General features: G+C 34.3%; 16 protein-coding genes and 2 tRNA genes. 8 read left to right on the forward strand and 10 right to left on the reverse strand.

Features of this window, described 5'->3' with window-relative positions:
- Positions 1-44 precede the first annotated feature (44 nt).
- Positions 45-1,028 (forward strand): GTPase ObgE, encoded by a 984-nt coding sequence (obgE, locus tag AC2A1D_RS03590; protein WP_484042301.1) that lies wholly within the window; start codon positions 45-47, stop codon positions 1,026-1,028.
- Between the two features lie 50 nt (positions 1,029-1,078).
- Here the strand turns inward: obgE and AC2A1D_RS03595 are convergent, their stop codons facing one another.
- Positions 1,079-1,810: a class I SAM-dependent methyltransferase gene (locus AC2A1D_RS03595; RefSeq protein WP_484042302.1), complete on the reverse strand. Its 732-nt coding sequence runs from the start codon at positions 1,808-1,810 to the stop codon at positions 1,079-1,081.
- Between the two features lie 121 nt (positions 1,811-1,931).
- Between AC2A1D_RS03595 and AC2A1D_RS03600 the strand changes: the two genes are divergently transcribed.
- Entirely contained in the window at positions 1,932-2,420 is a 489-nt protein-coding gene (locus tag AC2A1D_RS03600; RefSeq protein WP_484042303.1) for a DUF6438 domain-containing protein, read from the forward strand.
- An 82-nt stretch (positions 2,421-2,502) separates the two neighbouring features.
- Positions 2,503-3,816 (forward strand): DEAD/DEAH box helicase, encoded by a 1,314-nt coding sequence (locus AC2A1D_RS03605; RefSeq protein ID WP_484042304.1) that lies wholly within the window; start codon positions 2,503-2,505, stop codon positions 3,814-3,816.
- Positions 3,817-3,849: 33 nt separating this feature from the next.
- On the opposite strand, the gene AC2A1D_RS03610 is transcribed toward AC2A1D_RS03605, so the two are convergent.
- The 6 genes from AC2A1D_RS03610 to AC2A1D_RS03635 form a co-directional block, all read right to left on the reverse strand.
- Positions 3,850-4,614: a TatD family hydrolase gene (locus tag AC2A1D_RS03610; protein WP_484042305.1), complete on the reverse strand. Its 765-nt coding sequence runs from the start codon at positions 4,612-4,614 to the stop codon at positions 3,850-3,852.
- A 97-nt stretch (positions 4,615-4,711) separates the two neighbouring features.
- Entirely contained in the window at positions 4,712-5,662 is a 951-nt protein-coding gene (locus tag AC2A1D_RS03615) for a GSCFA domain-containing protein (RefSeq protein ID WP_484042306.1), read from the reverse strand.
- An 87-nt stretch (positions 5,663-5,749) separates the two neighbouring features.
- Positions 5,750-6,721, reverse strand: coding sequence for a polyprenyl synthetase family protein (locus AC2A1D_RS03620; RefSeq protein ID WP_484042307.1), 972 nt, complete (start codon positions 6,719-6,721; stop codon positions 5,750-5,752).
- Between the two features lie 103 nt (positions 6,722-6,824).
- Positions 6,825-7,967, reverse strand: coding sequence for an anion permease (locus AC2A1D_RS03625; RefSeq protein ID WP_484042308.1), 1,143 nt, complete (start codon positions 7,965-7,967; stop codon positions 6,825-6,827).
- A 16-nt stretch (positions 7,968-7,983) separates the two neighbouring features.
- Positions 7,984-8,622 carry a DUF47 domain-containing protein gene (locus AC2A1D_RS03630; protein ID WP_484042309.1) on the reverse strand — a complete coding sequence of 213 codons (639 nt, stop codon included), beginning with the start codon at positions 8,620-8,622 and terminating at the stop codon, positions 7,984-7,986.
- 152 nt (positions 8,623-8,774) lie between these two features.
- The gene (locus AC2A1D_RS03635) at positions 8,775-10,469 is read right to left on the reverse strand and encodes a DEAD/DEAH box helicase (RefSeq protein WP_484042310.1); all 1,695 of its coding nucleotides are present in this window, start codon (positions 10,467-10,469) and stop codon (positions 8,775-8,777) included.
- Positions 10,470-10,738: 269 nt separating this feature from the next.
- Between AC2A1D_RS03635 and AC2A1D_RS03640 the strand changes: the two genes are divergently transcribed.
- The 3 genes from AC2A1D_RS03640 (at position 10,739) to AC2A1D_RS03650 (ending at position 13,876) form a co-directional block, all read left to right on the forward strand.
- Positions 10,739-11,407, forward strand: a complete 669-nt coding sequence (locus tag AC2A1D_RS03640; RefSeq protein ID WP_484042311.1) for a DUF2461 domain-containing protein — start codon at positions 10,739-10,741, stop codon at positions 11,405-11,407.
- 189 nt (positions 11,408-11,596) lie between these two features.
- Entirely contained in the window at positions 11,597-12,391 is a 795-nt protein-coding gene (locus tag AC2A1D_RS03645) for an FkbM family methyltransferase (protein WP_484042312.1), read from the forward strand.
- 9 nt (positions 12,392-12,400) lie between these two features.
- A complete protein-coding gene (locus AC2A1D_RS03650) occupies positions 12,401-13,876 on the forward strand; it encodes a lipopolysaccharide biosynthesis protein (protein ID WP_484042313.1) in 1,476 nt (491 codons plus the stop codon).
- On the opposite strand, the gene AC2A1D_RS03655 is transcribed toward AC2A1D_RS03650, so the two are convergent.
- The 3 genes from AC2A1D_RS03655 to AC2A1D_RS03665 all read right to left on the reverse strand — a co-directional run bounded on the left by AC2A1D_RS03655 (position 13,869) and on the right by AC2A1D_RS03665 (position 16,990).
- Complete coding sequence (locus AC2A1D_RS03655; RefSeq protein WP_484042314.1) at positions 13,869-14,933, reverse strand: hypothetical protein; 1,065 nt, start codon at positions 14,931-14,933, stop codon at positions 13,869-13,871. The genes AC2A1D_RS03650 and AC2A1D_RS03655 overlap by 8 nt on opposite strands.
- A 78-nt stretch (positions 14,934-15,011) precedes the next feature.
- Positions 15,012-15,866: a glycosyltransferase family 2 protein gene (locus AC2A1D_RS03660; protein WP_484042315.1), complete on the reverse strand. Its 855-nt coding sequence runs from the start codon at positions 15,864-15,866 to the stop codon at positions 15,012-15,014.
- A gap of 98 nt (positions 15,867-15,964) precedes the next feature.
- Positions 15,965-16,990, reverse strand: a complete 1,026-nt coding sequence (locus AC2A1D_RS03665) for an N-acetylmuramoyl-L-alanine amidase (protein WP_484042316.1) — start codon at positions 16,988-16,990, stop codon at positions 15,965-15,967.
- Between the two features lie 134 nt (positions 16,991-17,124).
- Here AC2A1D_RS03665 and AC2A1D_RS03670 point away from each other — a divergent pair.
- A tRNA-Ser gene (locus AC2A1D_RS03670) sits at positions 17,125-17,209 on the forward strand.
- A 16-nt stretch (positions 17,210-17,225) separates the two neighbouring features.
- Positions 17,226-17,300, forward strand: a tRNA-Pro gene (locus tag AC2A1D_RS03675).
- The last annotated feature ends 74 nt before the right edge of the window (positions 17,301-17,374 follow it).

Genomic DNA, 17,374 nt, shown 5'->3' on the forward strand with positions numbered 1-17,374 from the left:
TAGAGTTTCCAATCCCGTAACTTGTAACTCGCAACAAATAATATATGTCTAATTTTGTAGATTACGTAAAAATTCATTGTAAAAGCGGTCACGGAGGTGCAGGTTCTGCCCATCTTCGCCGCGAAAAGTATATTCCTAAAGGTGGCCCTGATGGCGGAGACGGAGGTCGAGGCGGTCATGTTATTATGAGAGGAAATGCCCACGAATGGACTTTACTTCCCCTGCGTTACACCCGTCACGTAAAAGCAGAACGTGGTGAAAACGGAGGAAAAAACCAGCTTACCGGAGCTTATGGAGCAGATGTTTACATCAACGTTCCAATCGGAACTATCGCCAAAAATGAAGATGGCGAAATTATTGGTGAGATTTTAGAAGACGGCCAAGAAATCATTCTTATGGAAGGCGGAATGGGCGGAAAAGGAAATGAATTTTTTAAATCTTCCACCAACCAGACGCCACGTTTTGCACAACCGGGAGGTGAAGGTGAGGAAGGTTACGTAGTTTTCGAGCTTAAAATTTTAGCAGATGTAGGTCTAGTTGGTTTCCCAAATGCTGGTAAATCTACGCTTTTAGCTTCTGTTTCTGCAGCAAAACCAAAAATTGCCAATTACGCTTTCACCACTTTAACGCCCAATTTAGGAATTGTAGATTATAGAAATTACAAGTCTTTCGTAATGGCAGATATTCCGGGGATTATTGAAGGTGCAGCCGAAGGTAAAGGTTTAGGACATAGATTCTTAAGACATATTGAAAGAAATTCAATTCTCCTGTTTTTAATTCCAGCAGATTCTGAAGATCACTTCCAAGAATTTAAGATTCTGGAAAATGAATTGAAAGAATACAACCCAGAACTTTTAGATAAAGATTTTATTATTTCGATTTCAAAATCTGATCTTTTAGATGATGAATTAAAGAAAGAAATCTCTGCCGAATTCCCTGAAAACAAGCAACCTTTGTTCTTCTCGGGAGTTACAGGAGAAGGAACAATGGAACTTAAAGACGCCATTTGGAAACAACTTCACGGATAGAGTTTCCAAAATGATAAAATAAAAAAAGGAAGAGCAAAAAAACTCTTCCTTTATTTTTTACAGACAATCACAAATTCATTTTGGGATAATCCTAAATATTGATTTTCTTCAAAACCTCGGACTGCTGTTTTAAAGCCTGCCTTTTTTAGGCGTTCTTCCAAACCTTTTACAGAATAAATTCGCACATGATCCTTCTGCCCGAAATATTCTAATCTTTCTGCTTCTGTTGTTTTTGAAAAATCTTCGTAGATTTCTCCCTCTTTAAAAGGTATTTGAACAAGCAAGGAACCTCCTTTCTTCAATACACGATACAACTCTGAAATTGCCTTTTCATCATCAATAATATGTTCTAAAATATGATAACAAACAATTAAGTTAAAATTATTTTCTTCGGAGTTTATTGCAGTGATATCAAATTGATAATCAGAAAGAAACTCATTTTCGAAGTCTGTTGGAAAATAATGAATATCACTCCTTTTTTTCCATTTCTTATACAACATTCTAGATGGCGAAAAATCAAGGAAATAAGCTCCTGATTTTAAAAATTCATTTTCCAGCATCAAATTGAGTCTTCTGGTTCTTGGTAAACTTCCGCAAATCGGGCAAAGTAAATCGCCGTTTTCCAATTTCGCAAAACTTTTCAATTTTGTTTTACAAATACCGCATTCATACAAACTTCCAGCGTATAGAGGTTTCAATAATCTTCTTAAATGATCTTCATTTTTAATTAAAACCTCTTTCGGAATTATATTTTTTAAGATCGATTTAATGAAATTATACATGATGTTCGGTTTGAAGATTCAAAATAACAAAAAAATAGACAAAAAACACTTCCTCCCTTTTAAAAAGCCACTTTGTAAAAACTATGGAACAGTTATTGAGAGATAAGAAAAAAATAATTTTATGAAATATCTAATGATGCTTTTTGCCTCTGTATTTATGCTTTCTTGCGCAACTCAAAAATCACTGCAAAAGTATTCTACTGTAGAATATAAAGCTGGAGCATGTTTCGGATCTTGTCCGATTTTTACAATCACTATTAATCCAGATAGAACCGCAATTTTTGAAGCAGAACATTTTAATTTCTCTAAAACCTTCAGTAAAGGCGAATTTGATAAACCAAGAGAAGGTACTTTTACAGGAATAATAAAAGAAGCAGACTACCAAAAACTTATTCAATTGTTAGATGGTCTGAAAGTAAAAAGTTTGAACGAAAAATATGGAAACAGAAACGTTACTGATATGGCAACCTCTTACCTTACTGTTAAATTTGCAGACGGAACTACAAAAAAAGTTGAAGATTATGGTAAAAAAGGTTCCGAAAAACTAGTTGAAGTGTATCGCTTTTTTGAAGATTTAAGGCATAACCAAGACTGGAAAAAAGTAGAATAAGCCTTTTTAAAAATATTTAAGTTAACTTTGCAAATCCAATTCCTTCAAGATGAGGGAATTTTTTAATTTAAATTTATATTCATTGAAATTTACAGAGCTCAATTTAATTGAACCTATTATAAAAGCCATTGGAGAACAGGGATATACCAATCCTACTCCAATTCAGGAAAAATCTATCCCAGAAATTCTTCAACGTAAAGATTTTTTGGGTTGCGCGCAAACGGGAACAGGAAAAACAGCGGCTTTTGCCATACCTATCCTTCAGAATTTGTCTCAAAGCATCAAAAAAGGAAAACATATCAAAGCTTTAATACTGACGCCAACAAGAGAACTTGCGATTCAGATTGAAGAAAACATTAAAGCCTACGGAAAATATTTACCACTTCAACATTTGGTAATTTTTGGCGGCGTAAAACAGGGAAATCAAGAGGCTGCATTAAGAAAAGGTGTTGATATTTTGGTGGCGACACCCGGAAGATTGCTTGATTTTATTGCACAAGGAATTATCAGCTTAAAAGAACTGGAAATCTTTGTTTTAGATGAAGCAGACAGAATGCTCGATATGGGTTTTGTGCATGATGTAAAAAGAATTATTAAACTTTTGCCTCAAAGAAGACAAACTTTGTTCTTCTCTGCAACGATGCCTTCTGAAATTCAGAAATTAGCAGATTCTATCTTAAACAATCCGGTAAAAGTGGAAGTAACGCCGGTTTCTTCAACGGCAGAAACTATTCAGCAATCGGTATATTTTGTGGAAAGAGAAGATAAACTAAATCTTTTGACGCATATTCTACAGCACAATGTTTCAGATTCGGTACTTGTTTTTTCAAGAACTAAACATGGAGCAGATAAAATTGCTAGAAAACTTCAAAAAAGTAATATCTCAGCAGAAGCGATCCACGGCGACAAATCTCAGAATGCAAGACAAAATGCATTAAGTAATTTTAAATCCGGAAAAACAAGGATTCTTGTCGCTACAGACATTGCCGCAAGAGGAATTGATATTGATGAACTAAAATATGTTATCAATTTTGAGCTTTCTGATGTTTCTGAAACTTACGTACACCGTATCGGAAGAACTGGAAGAGCCGGAGCGGAAGGAAATTCAATATCATTTGTAGACAGTCTAGATATTTTGAATTTACGAAATACTGAAAAATTAATTGGTAAGAAAATCCCAGTCGTAAAAGACCATCCTTTTCACACCGACGATTTGGTGGCGCAAAAAAGAGATTCTAACAACAAACCTGTTCCTGCAGGAGCTTCTCAAAAACAAAAACCATCAGGAAATCAAGCTTCCAATAAAAATAGAGGCAATAATAAAAGAAAGCCAAAACCAGAAGGAAATATTGGTTTTAGCAAACCAAAAAATAAAAATTTCACGAGAAAGAAATAAGAAAAAAGCCTTCCGCATTGGAAGGCTTATCTATTAGTTAGCAAACATTTTCTTCGCATTTTCAGTCGTTATTCTATCAATTTCGGTAAAATCTACTCCGTAAATATCAACTAATTTTCCCGCAACTAAATCGAGGTATGAACTCTCATTTCGCTTACCACGAAACGGAACCGGCGCCAAGTAAGGAGAATCTGTTTCTAAAACGATTTTATCTAAAGGAATTTCATTCAAAAACTGGTCAATTTTACCATTTTTAAAGGTTACAACGCCTCCAATTCCTAAAATAAAATTAAGTTCAATTGCGTGTTTTGCTTGCTCCAAATTTCCAGAAAAACAATGGAAAATACCTCTTAATTTGGGGTGTTTTTTTCGTTCTAAAACTTCAAAAGTTTCATCAAAACTTTCTCTGGTATGAATTACGATAGGCAAATCTTTTTCAATAGCCCAATCGATTTGTTGCTCAAAAGCTTTTACTTGTATATCTAAAGTCGTTTTGTCCCAATACAAATCAAGCCCAATTTCTCCAATCGCAGGAAAATCTCTTTGGTCGAGATAATTTTTAACAATTTCGAGCTCTTTTTCCCAAGATTCCGGCTTTACATAACAAGGATGAAGCCCCATCATCGAAAAAATCTGGTTAGGATATTCCGCTTCTAATTGCAACATTTTTTCGTGAGACTCCGAATCAATTGCAGGAAGATAAAATTCTGAAACTCCTTTATCTAAAGCTCTTTGAATGGTTTCTTTTCTATCTTCATCAAATTCTTCTGCGTATAAGTGTGTATGTGTATCAATCATAATTGTTGGATGTGGATATCATTGCGAGCAAAGCGTGGAAATTTATTCAAGATACTTTAAAAGTTCATGAGATTGCTTAGTTTCCCGCAATGACAAATTAGAATATTTTATGCTTCACTTTTTGCCTTTGCGACTCAATTTTCTCCATCAATTTTTCTCTGAATTCGATAAACTTCGGATCTTTTTCATCTTGAGTTCGATGTTGTAAAGCTCTTCCAAGTTTAAAATTTTCTTTAATGAAGTCTTTTGTTTCATTAGAGAAAAAAGCTTCTCCAAATTGCTCAAAAATATAGTGAATTGCCTGTTCTGTAGGATGAATTAAATCTTCCTTGTAAAAACGATAATCCCTTAAATCGTCCATTAAAATTTCGTAAACTGGAAGATAATGGCAGTTTTCAAATTCGGGAATCACTTCGTGTACTGCAGTAATTAATTTGGATTTACTGAGCATATTTTCCGTCATCCCGTCTTTGGTGTGACGAACTGGTGAAACTGTGAAAAGGATTTGAACATCGTCGCTACAAATATCATTCAACAAATGAATAGACTCTCTCATAGAATCTACAAGTTCGGTATGAGTGAGTAGTCGTTTTTCGAAAAACTTTTGCGGAATTTTATGACAGTTTGCAACCAACTTCTTTTTAGGCAAAAATTCATAAATAAAGGAAGTTCCGTAGGTAATGATAATCCAATTACTGTTTTGAAGAAATGAGTTTCCTGCCTCAAGAAATTCATTAATTTTATCTAAAGTTTGATGAATGTATCGTGTATCAAAATTGGTGTGATGATCTAGTGAAATAAATTCATCATTGAACGCAACCAGCTCATCTGCGGTATAAAAATGGGCATCATGAAGTCTTTTTATTGCATTTCGAATTGAAAATGGGTTAAAAATAGTCCCAAAAGGATTGTTTTCAGTCTGAATCTGACCTTTTTTCAAAAGATCTGTCATTTCTGAGGCAAAACAAGATCCAATCGAAAATATTTTATCTTCAATCTGAATCTTTTTTTGAGATGCTTTAATGTTTACTTCTGTACGGAATTTCATTTTCTAGATTTTAGGATTTAGAAACCAGGGCTTAATTTTGCTGTTTGAAAGAAACTATTTACTAAACCCTAATTCCTATTACCTAATTTAGCTTTCTCTTCTCAATAAATAATTGGCAAGTTCTGCGAAAGGTTTTTTCTTTTCTTCGTCGATATCGATTTTATGAAGATAGCTTTGCCCTATTTCATTGTGTTTTTCAATTAATCTTAGTGCTTTTTCGTCTACACCCGTTCTTCTGAAAATCTTTTCTACACCGTAAACTTTATCTATATTATCCGTCTTTTTAGAGTACCAGAAATCTAGCTCCCTTCTTTCTTCTTCTGTAGCGTGCTCTCTTGCTAAAAGATAAAGAACAGTCTTTTTGTTTTCGTAAATATCTCCTGCGTGTTTTTTCCCGAATTGTGCCTGATCTCCGAAAACATCCAAATAATCGTCCATAATCTGGAAGGCAATACCAATATGTTTCCCGAAGTTAAAGATTGCTTTTGCATCTTTAAAACTTGCTTTCGCAATCATCGCTCCAATCTCGAAAGACGATGCGCTTAAAACCCCTGTTTTATAGGTAATCATTCTGATGTAATCATCAAAAGTAACATCTTCTTTTGTTTCGAAATTGATGTCGTATTGCTGTCCTTCACACAACAATAAACCTGTATGGGTAAAAATTCTTACACACGCTTTGAAAATTTCAGGTTCAAGGTCTTCGAAGAATTTGTATGCTTTTAGCATTAAACCATCACCAGAAAGAATCCCGGTATTGATGCCATGAAGGGTATGAATAGTAGGTTTATTTCTTCTTAACGGAGCTTCATCCATAATATCATCATGGATTAAAGTAAAATTATGGAAAAACTCGATAGCAAGAGCTGGCTTTATCGCTTGCTTCATGTCGCCTCCGAAAAGGTCGCATGCCATAAGAACCATAATCGGACGAAGACGCTTCCCTCCATGAGAAATGATGTAATTCATCGGGTCATAAAGTTCTGCGGGTTTGTCTTTAAAAGTGTATTTATTGATTGCTTCTGCAACAATCTGTTGGTATCGGTCTAAAAATTCCATAAAATAAAAATCGTTTAAGCAAAAATACAATTTTCTGAGGGGTTGGGAAACAAAAAACTTTGCCCGAAAGAGCAAAGTTTTAATATTTTTAAGTTTAAACTTATTAAGAGAAAGCTGTTACTAAAAGATAGGTAATTCCAGCAACGATGGCAGAGATTGGGATTGTTAAAACCCAAGCCCAAAGTAGGCTTACTGTAACCCCCCATCTTACGGCAGAGATTCTTTTCGTTAAACCAACTCCAATAATAGAACCCGTAATGGTATGCGTTGTAGAAACCGGGATACCGAAGTGATCTGTTAAGAATAACGTGATTGCACCTGCAGTTTCAGCACTTACACCTTCCAAAGAGGTTACTTTTGTAATTTTAGTACCCATTGTTTTGATGATCTTCCAACCACCACTCATTGTTCCCAATGCAATAGCGATGAAAGAAACCAAAGGAACCCAAAGATAATGCTGTGCAAAGTAATCAAAACGTTTTGCTGATTCTAGACCTAAATATACAGGATCTTTTAAAACTTCAACGTGGTAAAAAATCAATGCAGCACCAATAATTCCCATTACTTTTTGAGCATCATTCAAACCATGTCCCAAACTGAACAAAGCCGAAGAAGCCAACTGCAATCTCTTGAAAGATTTATCAGCTTTGTGAGGATTAGATCTTTTGTAAAGATGAACGATAATTAAGGTAATAATTATCGAAATAATCATCCCTATAATTGGAGCCATGAAGATGAAAAGGAAAATTGGAATAACTTTTTCAAACTTCACCACGCTCTGATGCGTTACTTGGCTAAATGCTTCTTTAACTGTTTCCAACACTCCATATTCAGGATGCGCAGCTGCTACTGCTTGATAATCCATAGAGAAAGCGTGCATTAAAGCTGCACCAAGAAAACCACCAATTAAGGTATGTGAAGATGATGACGGAATACCGAACCACCATGTTAAAAGATTCCAAGCGATGGCGGCAATAAGACCAGAGAAAATTACTTCAAGGTTAATAAAATTTTCATTAACCGTTTTTGCAATCGTGTTTCCGATCTTGAATTCTCCGATAATGTAGGCGGCGATAAAGAAAGCGGCAAAGTTCCACAATGCTGCCCAAAGTACGGCCTGAAACGGAGTTAAAACTTTTGTAGATACGATAGTGGCAATAGAATTGGCTGCATCATGAAAACCATTAATGTAATCAAAAATAAGCGCCAATGCGATAATCACTATCAATAAAATAGGAAATTCCATTGTTTAAATCTCTTGTTTAAGCGTATTTAATCATGATGTTTTCGATCGTATTGGCTACGTCTTCTGCTTTGTCTGTAACTACCTCAAGATAGTTTAGAACAGAAGAAACCTTGATCACGTTGATCGCATCATTGCTTTCAAAAAGCTCAACCATAGAGTTTGAAAGAAGGTCATCTGCAATGTTTTCGATAGAATTTACTTTGATACAAGCTTCTTTCACTTGCTCCATATTTTTGAAACCTTTAAGGTTTTTCATTGCGTTTTGAATCTCAATACAAGCTTTTTGAATCAAAAGAGAGAAATCTGCATACGCTTTCATCTCTGGAGATTTGTAAAGGAATATATATTTTGCCGAAGCATAGATATAATCTGCAATATCATCTAGACCAGTAGCCAAAGTATGGATATCTTCACGGTCGAAAGGTGTGATAAAGTTTTTCCCAAGTTCAATGAAGATTTCGTGTGTAAGCTCATCATTTTTGTGCTCATAATCGCTCATTTTCTTCAGAAGTGAATCGTCGTTAAGATCGAAATCTTTAATTCCGTGATTAAATTCTTCTGACATGGCCACAAGGTTGTCTGTTACTTTTTCAAAAAGTACGAAGAAGATTTTGTCTTTAGGCTGAAAAGCGTGGAAAATATTACCAATTCCCATTGTAAGTATTTATTATAATTCGTGTGCAAATTTCTTAAAAAAGCACCTACCATGAAACATTCTAATGTTAAGTTTTATTAACATTGCTTAATTCATTGATATCCAAATAAAAAACCGACCAAAAGGCCGGTTTTTATATGATTTTTCACCAATTAATTGGCTACTTCTGCTCTCATTTCTTTCCCTCTAAATTTCATAGTGGTAAGATTACTCAAAAGATTGTCTTTGAAATCTTTTTCAACCTCGAAGAACGAGAATTTTTCTAAGATCTCGATATCTCCGATTTCAGCTCTTTTTTTACCTTTCCCGGCAGTAGCTTTATTGATGATATCTAAAACATCTACTTTCTTCAATTGATCTTTTTTACCAAGATTGAAGAAAAACCTTGTCATATTTTCGTTTTTCTTTCTAGGTTTTCCGCCTCTTTCTCTTCTATCACCTCTCTCACCTCTATCGCGGTCTCTACCTCTATCTCTGTCACGATCTCTTCTGTCTCTTCCACCTCTATCATCATCTCTGTTGCTAAGTTTCTGCTCTAGAAGATCATGTCTGTCTTTGTAGTACAACGCAAGATCTTTCAATTGAAACTGAAGCAGTTTGTGCACCAATTCTTCCTTAGTAAACTCAGAAAGATCTGGGATTAAAGAATCATCAAACTCAAAGAAATCTTCGTGTACTTCAAACAATCTTTCGAAAACACCACCAACTTGAGCTTTCACAATATCTTCACCGCTAGGAATTTTTGCCTCAACGATTTCAATTTTTGTAACTGCTTTTATTTGCTTAAGTTTTCTGCTTTCTTCTGGCTTAATTAAAGAGATAGAAACACCATCTTTTCCTGCTCTACCCGTTCTACCACTTCTGTGAACGAATACTTCCGGATCGTCTGGTAAAGAATAATGAATTACGTGAGTAAGTGAATTTACATCCAAACCTCTTGCCGCAACATCTGTTGCAACCAAAATATCAATATTCTTCAATCTGAATTTCTTCATTACCGTATCTCTCTGCGCTTGAGAAAGATCCCCATGAAGCGCATCTGCTGCGTAACCATTCTGCATCAAGAAATCTGCAACTTCTTGAGTTTCCATTCTAGTTCTACAGAAAATAATTGAATACTGATTAGGATTTGAATCGATTAATCTCTTCAAAGCCTCTTTTTTCTGACGGTAACCTGCAACATAATATTCGTGTCTGATGTTCTTCTTAACTTCGTTAATAGAACCAACAGAAATTCTGTGCGGTTTTGTTAAATAATTTTTAGAAATTCTTTCTACCTCTTTGCTCATTGTAGCAGAGAATAAGAAAGTTTGCTTTGTCTCTGGTGTTTCACTCAAAATTGTTTCCAACTCGTCTTTGAAACCCATTGAAAGCATTTCATCGGCTTCATCTAAAACCAACCAATGAATCGCTGAAAAGTCTAATGCTTTTCTGTTAATCAAGTCGATCACTCTTCCAGGAGTACCTACAATAATTTGTGGTTTATCCTTTAAAGATCTCATCTGATCCATAATACTGCTCCCTCCATACACTGCTGTAGATTTTACATTCGGCATGTATTTCGTGTAATTTTTTATGTCTTTAGCAATTTGAAGACATAATTCTCGTGTCGGACAAAGCACCAAAAATTGGATTTTGCGACTCGTATCGTCAATCATATCCAAAATCGGAAGCGAAAACGCTGCTGTTTTGCCTGTCCCTGTCTGCGCAAGTGCGATCAAATCGCGAATATCTGAAAGAATAAAAGGGATAGTCTGTTTTTGGATTTCTGTCGGGCTTTCGTAACCCAGTTCGCCAATTGCCTTAAGAATGTCAGGACTTAAATTGGTCTCCGTAAATAAATTCATTAAATATTTTAAAATTTTTGCAAAGATACAATTATTATTTGAATATTCTTTCAACTAATATTACGGATTTAATAATTTAACATACCAAAAAGCATTCATTTTTATTATTATTAAAAAAAAATCCACAATTTCATTTTTAATTTTTAAAATACATTATTCAAATCACAATTGTCGATTTAACCAAATACCAATGCTTTTTTTACGAATTTATCAAAATTTAACCCTCACAAAGATTTTTATTTAGTAATTTTGACTTAAAATAATTTTTTATGTCTGCAGCAATTTCACAAAATACTATCAATTTTTTAAAAAATCTTTGTCAAAACAATAATCGCGATTGGTTTACCGAAAATAAAGAACTTTATACAAAAGCTCAGGAAAATATGATTTTATTCATAGAAAACCTCATTACAGAAATGACACCCTTCGATGAAGAAATTTTAAAAATAGATCCTAAAAAAACACTCTTCAGAATTTACAGAGACGTACGTTTCTCAAAAGACAAATCTCCTTATAAAACCAATATGGGAGCTGCACTGGGAATGGGTAAAGGAAGCCAAAAAGCAGGATACTACCTTCACGTAGAACCTGGAAAATCTTTTCTAGCTGCCGGAATTTATATGCCCAATTCTTCAGACTTAAAAACTATCAGAAAGGAAATATCTTTGTATTCTGATGATTTTTTAAAAGTTATCAACGATAAAAATTTCAAAAGCCTTTTTAAAGAACTCGACCAAGAAGACCAATTGAAGAAAATCCCACAAGGTTTTGAAAAAGAAGACCCAATGGCGGAATTTTTAAAATTGAAAAACTTCATTGTAGTTTATTCCTTAAAAGACGAAGATTTAATGAAAAAAGAGGCTCCAAAAAAGTTTGCGGAAATTTTCAAAGCGGCAAAACCATTGAATGATTTTTTAAATAGAGCATTGGAGTTTTAATTTCTCACAAAGTTATCGCTCCTACGGAGCTCTCCAAAGATTTCGGATGATTTACGACAAAGTTTCGGCTCCGGAGGAGCCGAAACTCTTTCCAACAATCTTCAATCCTACATAAAAAGGCTTATCATTAAATATATTAAATCATTTTTTTAACAAAATCATTACCTTTGCCCACAAAATAATCGTAGGATGTCTTTATACCAAAGAATTGCAGAACAATTGCAATACATCAGTCCAGAATTTTATAAGAGTAGATATTTTAAAAAATTAAAAGGACTCAGCCAGAACAATTTTTCTGTAAGAAATATTGAGCCAGAGCTTGTTTGGATTAAAGAACTTCTTTCTACAGACGCGGTTATTTTCGACATTGGCGCCAATGTAGGAACCTTTCTTTTTCATTTTGAAAATAAACTGAAACCACAAAACATCTATGCTTTTGAACCTAATGGAAAACTTTTCCAAAGGCTGAAAAGATTATTTCCAAAAGTAAATCTTTCAGCTGTTGCACTTTCTAACGAAAATACAACGGCACAATTCAAAGTACCTGTTATTAACGGAAAATTGGTAACATCAAGAGGAACTTTAAATACAGATTACAAAGAAAAAGGCGAAGAAAAAAGCCAAACTGAAACAGTTGAAGTCGTAAAACTAGATGACTGGATTGTAAAACAAAACATCCAAAACATCGATTTTATCAAAATAGATGTTGAAGGCAACGAAATGAAAACTTTGCACGGCGGAAAAAGCACCATTCAAAAATTCAAACCAATTTTAATGGTTGAAATGGAGCAAAGACACCACGAAACACCCATCTGGAACGAAATTTCCGAAGTTGAAAGTTGGGGATTTGATGCGCATTTCCTAAACAGAAAGACTTTTAATACAGAAAAACTTACAGAAGAGATTTTACTGAAGAACATCAACGACGAAAAAAATAAAACCGAATACATTAACAATATCATTTTCATCCCAAACAATATTTAAAATCATAATATGAGTGTAGTTGCAAGACAAGGTTTTAAATATTCTTTGATAGGATATGCCGCGACATTAATCGGCATGTTCTCGATGTTTATTTTTACCAACGATTTGGTTTTTTACGGAACTTTGCGCTTGGTGATGTCTACTGCAGAGATGCTCGTTCCTTTTATTGTTTTGGGGATTTCTTATTCTAATGTAAAGTTTTTCGGAAAAGTACAGGAAGATGGTAAAAACCAGAATATGCTATCGCTTTCTTTGGCGCTGGTTTTCATCAATTTCATTGTATTTTTGGCGGTTTTCTTCTTAATTCCGCAGTTTTATCCACAATTCACAAAGCTGAAAATCTGGCAATACAAACCCATCATTCTTCCGCTGTCTTTACTTTTGTCTTTTTGTGCGATTTTCAATAAATATACTTCAAATTATAAAAGAATTGTTGTTTCTAATATTTTTGATAATCTTTTACCAAAGCTCGCCAATCTTGGTTCGTTTTGTTTGTTTTTCTTCTTTCATTTTTCCAAACAAACAGCACTTTCATTCTTTTTCGGAATGTTTTGTCTGATTTTAACCGGATATATTTATTACACTAACAGACTCGATAAAATTAAGTTTGATTTCAGCAGAGATTACTTCAAAAAAGATCAATTTTACAAAGAATTTGCCGCTTATAGTTTCTTCGGATTTTTAGGAACTTTCGGAAATCATATGGCGATAAACAACTACATGATTGGAGAATTTATAGGTGAAGATGAAATTGGGATTTACAGTATTTTACTCGCTTTGATTTCGTTGATTTCTATTCCTCAATTGGGTTTATTTAATATTTCTGCACCCATCATTAGAAAAAATCTTGCAGATGGCGACATGGAAGAACTCGATAGATTTCATAAAAAAACGTCGCTTACAATTTATTTTCTAGGAGCAGTTTTGTTTGCGTGTATCATGGTTGGATTTCCCTATCTCACGTATTTTATGCCGAAAAACGGGGATATGCTAAGAATGAACGAACCTGTAATCTGGATTTGGGGTTCTGCTGTTTTAGTAGATTTAGCGACCGGCTTCAACGGAAACATAATTTCGCTTTCAAAATATTACAAATTCAACATTATTGTAATGCTTTTATTGGCTGGTTTAACGATTGGTTTGAACTGGTTTTTCATCAAACACACCGACCTTTCTTTAATTGGAATCGCTTTGTCTACGGCAATTTCAGTAACCCTTTACAACTTTATAAAAATCGTATTTAATTATTTTGTATTCAAGGTTTCGCCGTTTTCTATAGAGATGATTTTTGTGTCGATTATTTGCACATTAGCAATTACAGTTGCGATTGTTTTGCCAGTTTTCGAAAACAACTTCATCAACTTAATATACAAACCAGCGGTTGTTTTACTATTGATTTTTATCGGAAATTACTTCGTAAAAATCTTCCCCATTGAGCAATATCTGAACAAAGATTTCTTTAAAAGTATTACAAAATTCAAATAACAGATTTCAAAACTTCTTCGAGCAATTTCTGAATTTTATCTTTTTGAAAATCTTTTTGAAAATCAAACGAAAAACTATTTAGTTCTTTTAATTGAGATTTAAAAGCGTTTTTTTCGTTCACAATAAATTCAAATTCAGACGAATAATCAGAAGGAAAAATCGCTACTTTTCCGTATTTAATTGCATCGGCGAGATTGCCTGTCATTTTTGTTTTGCCGTATATTTCTTTTTGGCTAAAAAATTCCGTTTCACTTTGAATAGGACACCACAAAACATCAGCTTTCATCATCCAATCATCAAAATCTTCGACCAAAAGCCTTTCTTTAAAATAAATTATCGAAATATTTTTTAATGATTTTTCAAGATTCGAAAGCAGTTGTAATTCTTCACCTTTTGCTTTTCCTAAAAAAACAAATTCGAAAGATTTAGATTGAAAATCAACATCATTTTTAAATTCAGAATCAAGAGCAAGAATCTGCTTGCAAACTTTCTTATAATCTCTCCTCTTCTGCGAAACACCTCCCGGAATGACCACCGTAAAAATATCCTTCGAATCTTCAGAAATATTTTTGGTGTAAAAAAGAGGTAAAAACTTTAGTTTCCCTGAAGAAATATCTGAATCTAAAACAAAACAATTTTTAGCATTTCGATACACTTTTGGAGCTGAAAACAAACCTTCTTTCAACCATAATTTCAGACGATAAGCAACATCTTCTTTGAAAATATTTTTAAAAAGCTGAACTTTAGAAATTGTACTGAAATTGATATTATGAACAATTACAGAAGTTGAAAATCGCTTCGTAATCTCTAAAAACGTCCCGAAATAACGATGAACCGTCCCGAGAATAACCAAATCATATTTTTGATTTTTAAGCTGCTCCAAAATCGTTGAAGAATCCGACAAACAGATATTTTGATGGTGATTTCCAACCTGCTTCAAAATTCTTTCTGAAAGATAATAATCCACAGAAAATTCTTTAGAATCTTTCATCAAATCCATAAAATCTGCCGCAATTTCTGCGTGTGTATCGATTTCTATGTATGCTATTTTCTTCAAGTTAAAATTGTATAGATTTTGGCTAAAGCCAATTGAATTTATTTTTGATTAAACGGGCTAAAGCCCGCCTTCATTAAATCACATTTTAAACCATTTCTTTTTAAACTGCGCCCAACGCTGCTCGTTCACCACTTTTTGCTCTTGCTTTGAAATTTTCAATTCCAGTTTTTGAGCGTGACATATTTCGTATGCTTTTATAATTTCAAACAAAAACGCAGGAGATTTTATTTTCGAAGCTTCTTTTGCCGCCGCAACATAGGTAAGAAAACGATTCAAGCCCATGAAATAAAAATATCTTCCGTAATAATCGGCAGGTTTTATGGTGTAATCTGCGCCTTTCACCTTAATCAGTTTTACATGAAGTTCTGGCAAAACCACTTCTTCCCATCCCAAATTTTTGAGAATAATGGCGTCGAGATTGTCCCAACCTAAAGTTTCGCGCAAACCTCCCATTTGTAGAAAACATTCTCTGCGATACGCTTTCATAGGGCCACGAACATGATTTTTATTGGAATTCCCTTCGTACACCCATTCTCCATTTTTTTCTACGTACAACAAACCGCCAACAAGTCCGAAATCTGGATTTCGCTGAAAGGATTCTGCGATTTTTTGCAAATAATTTTCGGTTAAAATAATATCAGAATCAAACTTACAAATGATATCGAATGCTTGAATATTTTGAGTTTCTAAACCTTTCTTAAAAGCTGCCACCACTTTCGAACCTGGTTGATGTGCTGATTTTTCAAGATTAATGGTTTCAAATCTCGAATCTGTTTCGGTATATTTCTTAATTATTTCAGCTGTAGAATCCGTAGAACCATCATTTGCCACCACTACTTTAAAATCGTCGTGAATTTGCACCTTTAACGAATCGAGCGTAAAAGGAAGATTATTTTCTTCGTTGTGAGCGGGAATAATGATAAGAAACTTCAAAGTAAAAATTTAGGCTTCAAATTTAGTTTAAAATCAGTAAAAAACCTTCTCTCAAAGTAGAAAAGAAGGCTTTAAAAATATCTTTAAGCTTGTAAAATTTATTTCGAAGGATATTTCTGCATTAAAGCTTGAAGAATTGCCCAAGTTTCAGCATCCATTACTCCGTCTGCATTTTGAGGTCTAAAATGGTACTGAAAAGCTTCAATTGTTCTTTTGGTAGCATCATCCCAAGTTCCAGAAAGTTCTACATTATACCCAAATTTCTGCAAACTTGATTTCACTAAAAATACGAAACCTGGCTCATTATATTTTGTGGTAAAATCTGCATTTGCCTGCGTTAAGAAATTTTGCTTTACGGCTTCATCGTACCACATTCCTACTTGATATTCATCATAAAGCTTTTTCCATGGGAATAAAGGTCCTGGGTCTTGTTTTCTCGTTGGAGCAACATCTGAATGCGCTAAAACATTCGTCGCTGGAATTTGATAACGACTAACAATATCCTTTACCAAAGCAGCTACTTTTTTAATTTGAGCATCGCTAAAAGGAACAAAAGTCTTTTTACCAGAAGCATCTGCTGTGTATCCTGTATTTACAATTTCAATTCCGATAGAATTGTCGTTTAAATTTCGATCGTTTCTCCAAGCACTAATTCCCGCGTGATATGCTCTTTTATTTTCATCTACCAATTGATAAATTTCGTTATCGCCTGTATTATTTACTAAATAATGCGCACTCACGTCTTTCTGAGTAAGAGCAGTTAAAGATCTAGCATCATCTAACGCTGTATAATGAAGAATAAGATATCTCTGTCTGAAATTTTGCCCCAAAGAAGGAAAATACGTCTTCACTACAGTGTAACCTTGCGGTTTTGCCGAAACAATAGAACCGTAACTGACGGTATTGTCATTATTTGCAGCATTTGCAATATTCTGAGTAAAAAACTCAACCCCATTTGTTGTTGTAACATGAGCTTTTTTTGCTGCTTCGGCATCCTTTTCTGCAGCAGTTTTCGAATTTGTTGAATTAATTTTAGGTCTGTAAGAGGCAGCAACAGTTTTTTTCTTGGTAGCGCAAGAAAAAACCAAAGTGCTTAATCCGATGATATATAATGTTTTACGCATCAGTTATATTTTTTGATAGATTATTAGGGTAAAAATACACATTTTTTTTGTTAAAAATATTTGGTAAGTAATGAAAACTATTCTATATTTGCACTCGCAATAACGCAATAACGATCATTAAAACACAAGATAAAGGAGGGTTGCCGGAGTGGTTAACGGAGCAGTTTGCTAAACTGTCGACGCGAAAGTGTCGCAAGGGTTCGAATCCCTTACCCTCCGCTTTTTCTATATCTTTCGGGGCGTAGCGTAGTCCGGTCATCGCGCCTGGTTTGGGACCAGGAGGTCGCAGGTTCGAATCCTGCCGCCCCGACAGTTTTCGATAATTTTCTCAAAATTACAAATGGGTGCGTAGCTCAGCTGGATAGAGCATCTGCCTTCTAAGCA

This window comes from Chryseobacterium sp. HNCC26DJ239 (genome assembly GCF_057180445.1).

What these genes read in the sequence shown, in the direction of transcription:
- obgE (WP_484042301.1), top strand. Translation starts at nt 45, where the DNA reads ATGTCTAATTTTGTAGATTACGTAAAAATTCATTGTAAAAGCGGTCAC.
- AC2A1D_RS03595 (WP_484042302.1), bottom strand. Translation starts at nt 1,810, where the DNA reads ATGTATAATTTCATTAAATCGATCTTAAAAAATATAATTCCGAAAGAG.
- AC2A1D_RS03600 (WP_484042303.1), top strand. Translation starts at nt 1,932, where the DNA reads ATGAAATATCTAATGATGCTTTTTGCCTCTGTATTTATGCTTTCTTGC.
- AC2A1D_RS03610 (WP_484042305.1), bottom strand. Translation starts at nt 4,614, where the DNA reads ATGATTGATACACATACACACTTATACGCAGAAGAATTTGATGAAGAT.
- AC2A1D_RS03615 (WP_484042306.1), bottom strand. Translation starts at nt 5,662, where the DNA reads ATGAAATTCCGTACAGAAGTAAACATTAAAGCATCTCAAAAAAAGATT.
- AC2A1D_RS03620 (WP_484042307.1), bottom strand. Translation starts at nt 6,721, where the DNA reads ATGGAATTTTTAGACCGATACCAACAGATTGTTGCAGAAGCAATCAAT.
- AC2A1D_RS03625 (WP_484042308.1), bottom strand. Translation starts at nt 7,967, where the DNA reads ATGGAATTTCCTATTTTATTGATAGTGATTATCGCATTGGCGCTTATT.
- AC2A1D_RS03630 (WP_484042309.1), bottom strand. Translation starts at nt 8,622, where the DNA reads ATGGGAATTGGTAATATTTTCCACGCTTTTCAGCCTAAAGACAAAATC.
- AC2A1D_RS03635 (WP_484042310.1), bottom strand. Translation starts at nt 10,469, where the DNA reads ATGAATTTATTTACGGAGACCAATTTAAGTCCTGACATTCTTAAGGCA.
- AC2A1D_RS03640 (WP_484042311.1), top strand. Translation starts at nt 10,739, where the DNA reads ATGTCTGCAGCAATTTCACAAAATACTATCAATTTTTTAAAAAATCTT.
- AC2A1D_RS03645 (WP_484042312.1), top strand. Translation starts at nt 11,597, where the DNA reads ATGTCTTTATACCAAAGAATTGCAGAACAATTGCAATACATCAGTCCA.
- AC2A1D_RS03650 (WP_484042313.1), top strand. Translation starts at nt 12,401, where the DNA reads ATGAGTGTAGTTGCAAGACAAGGTTTTAAATATTCTTTGATAGGATAT.
- AC2A1D_RS03665 (WP_484042316.1), bottom strand. Translation starts at nt 16,990, where the DNA reads ATGCGTAAAACATTATATATCATCGGATTAAGCACTTTGGTTTTTTCT.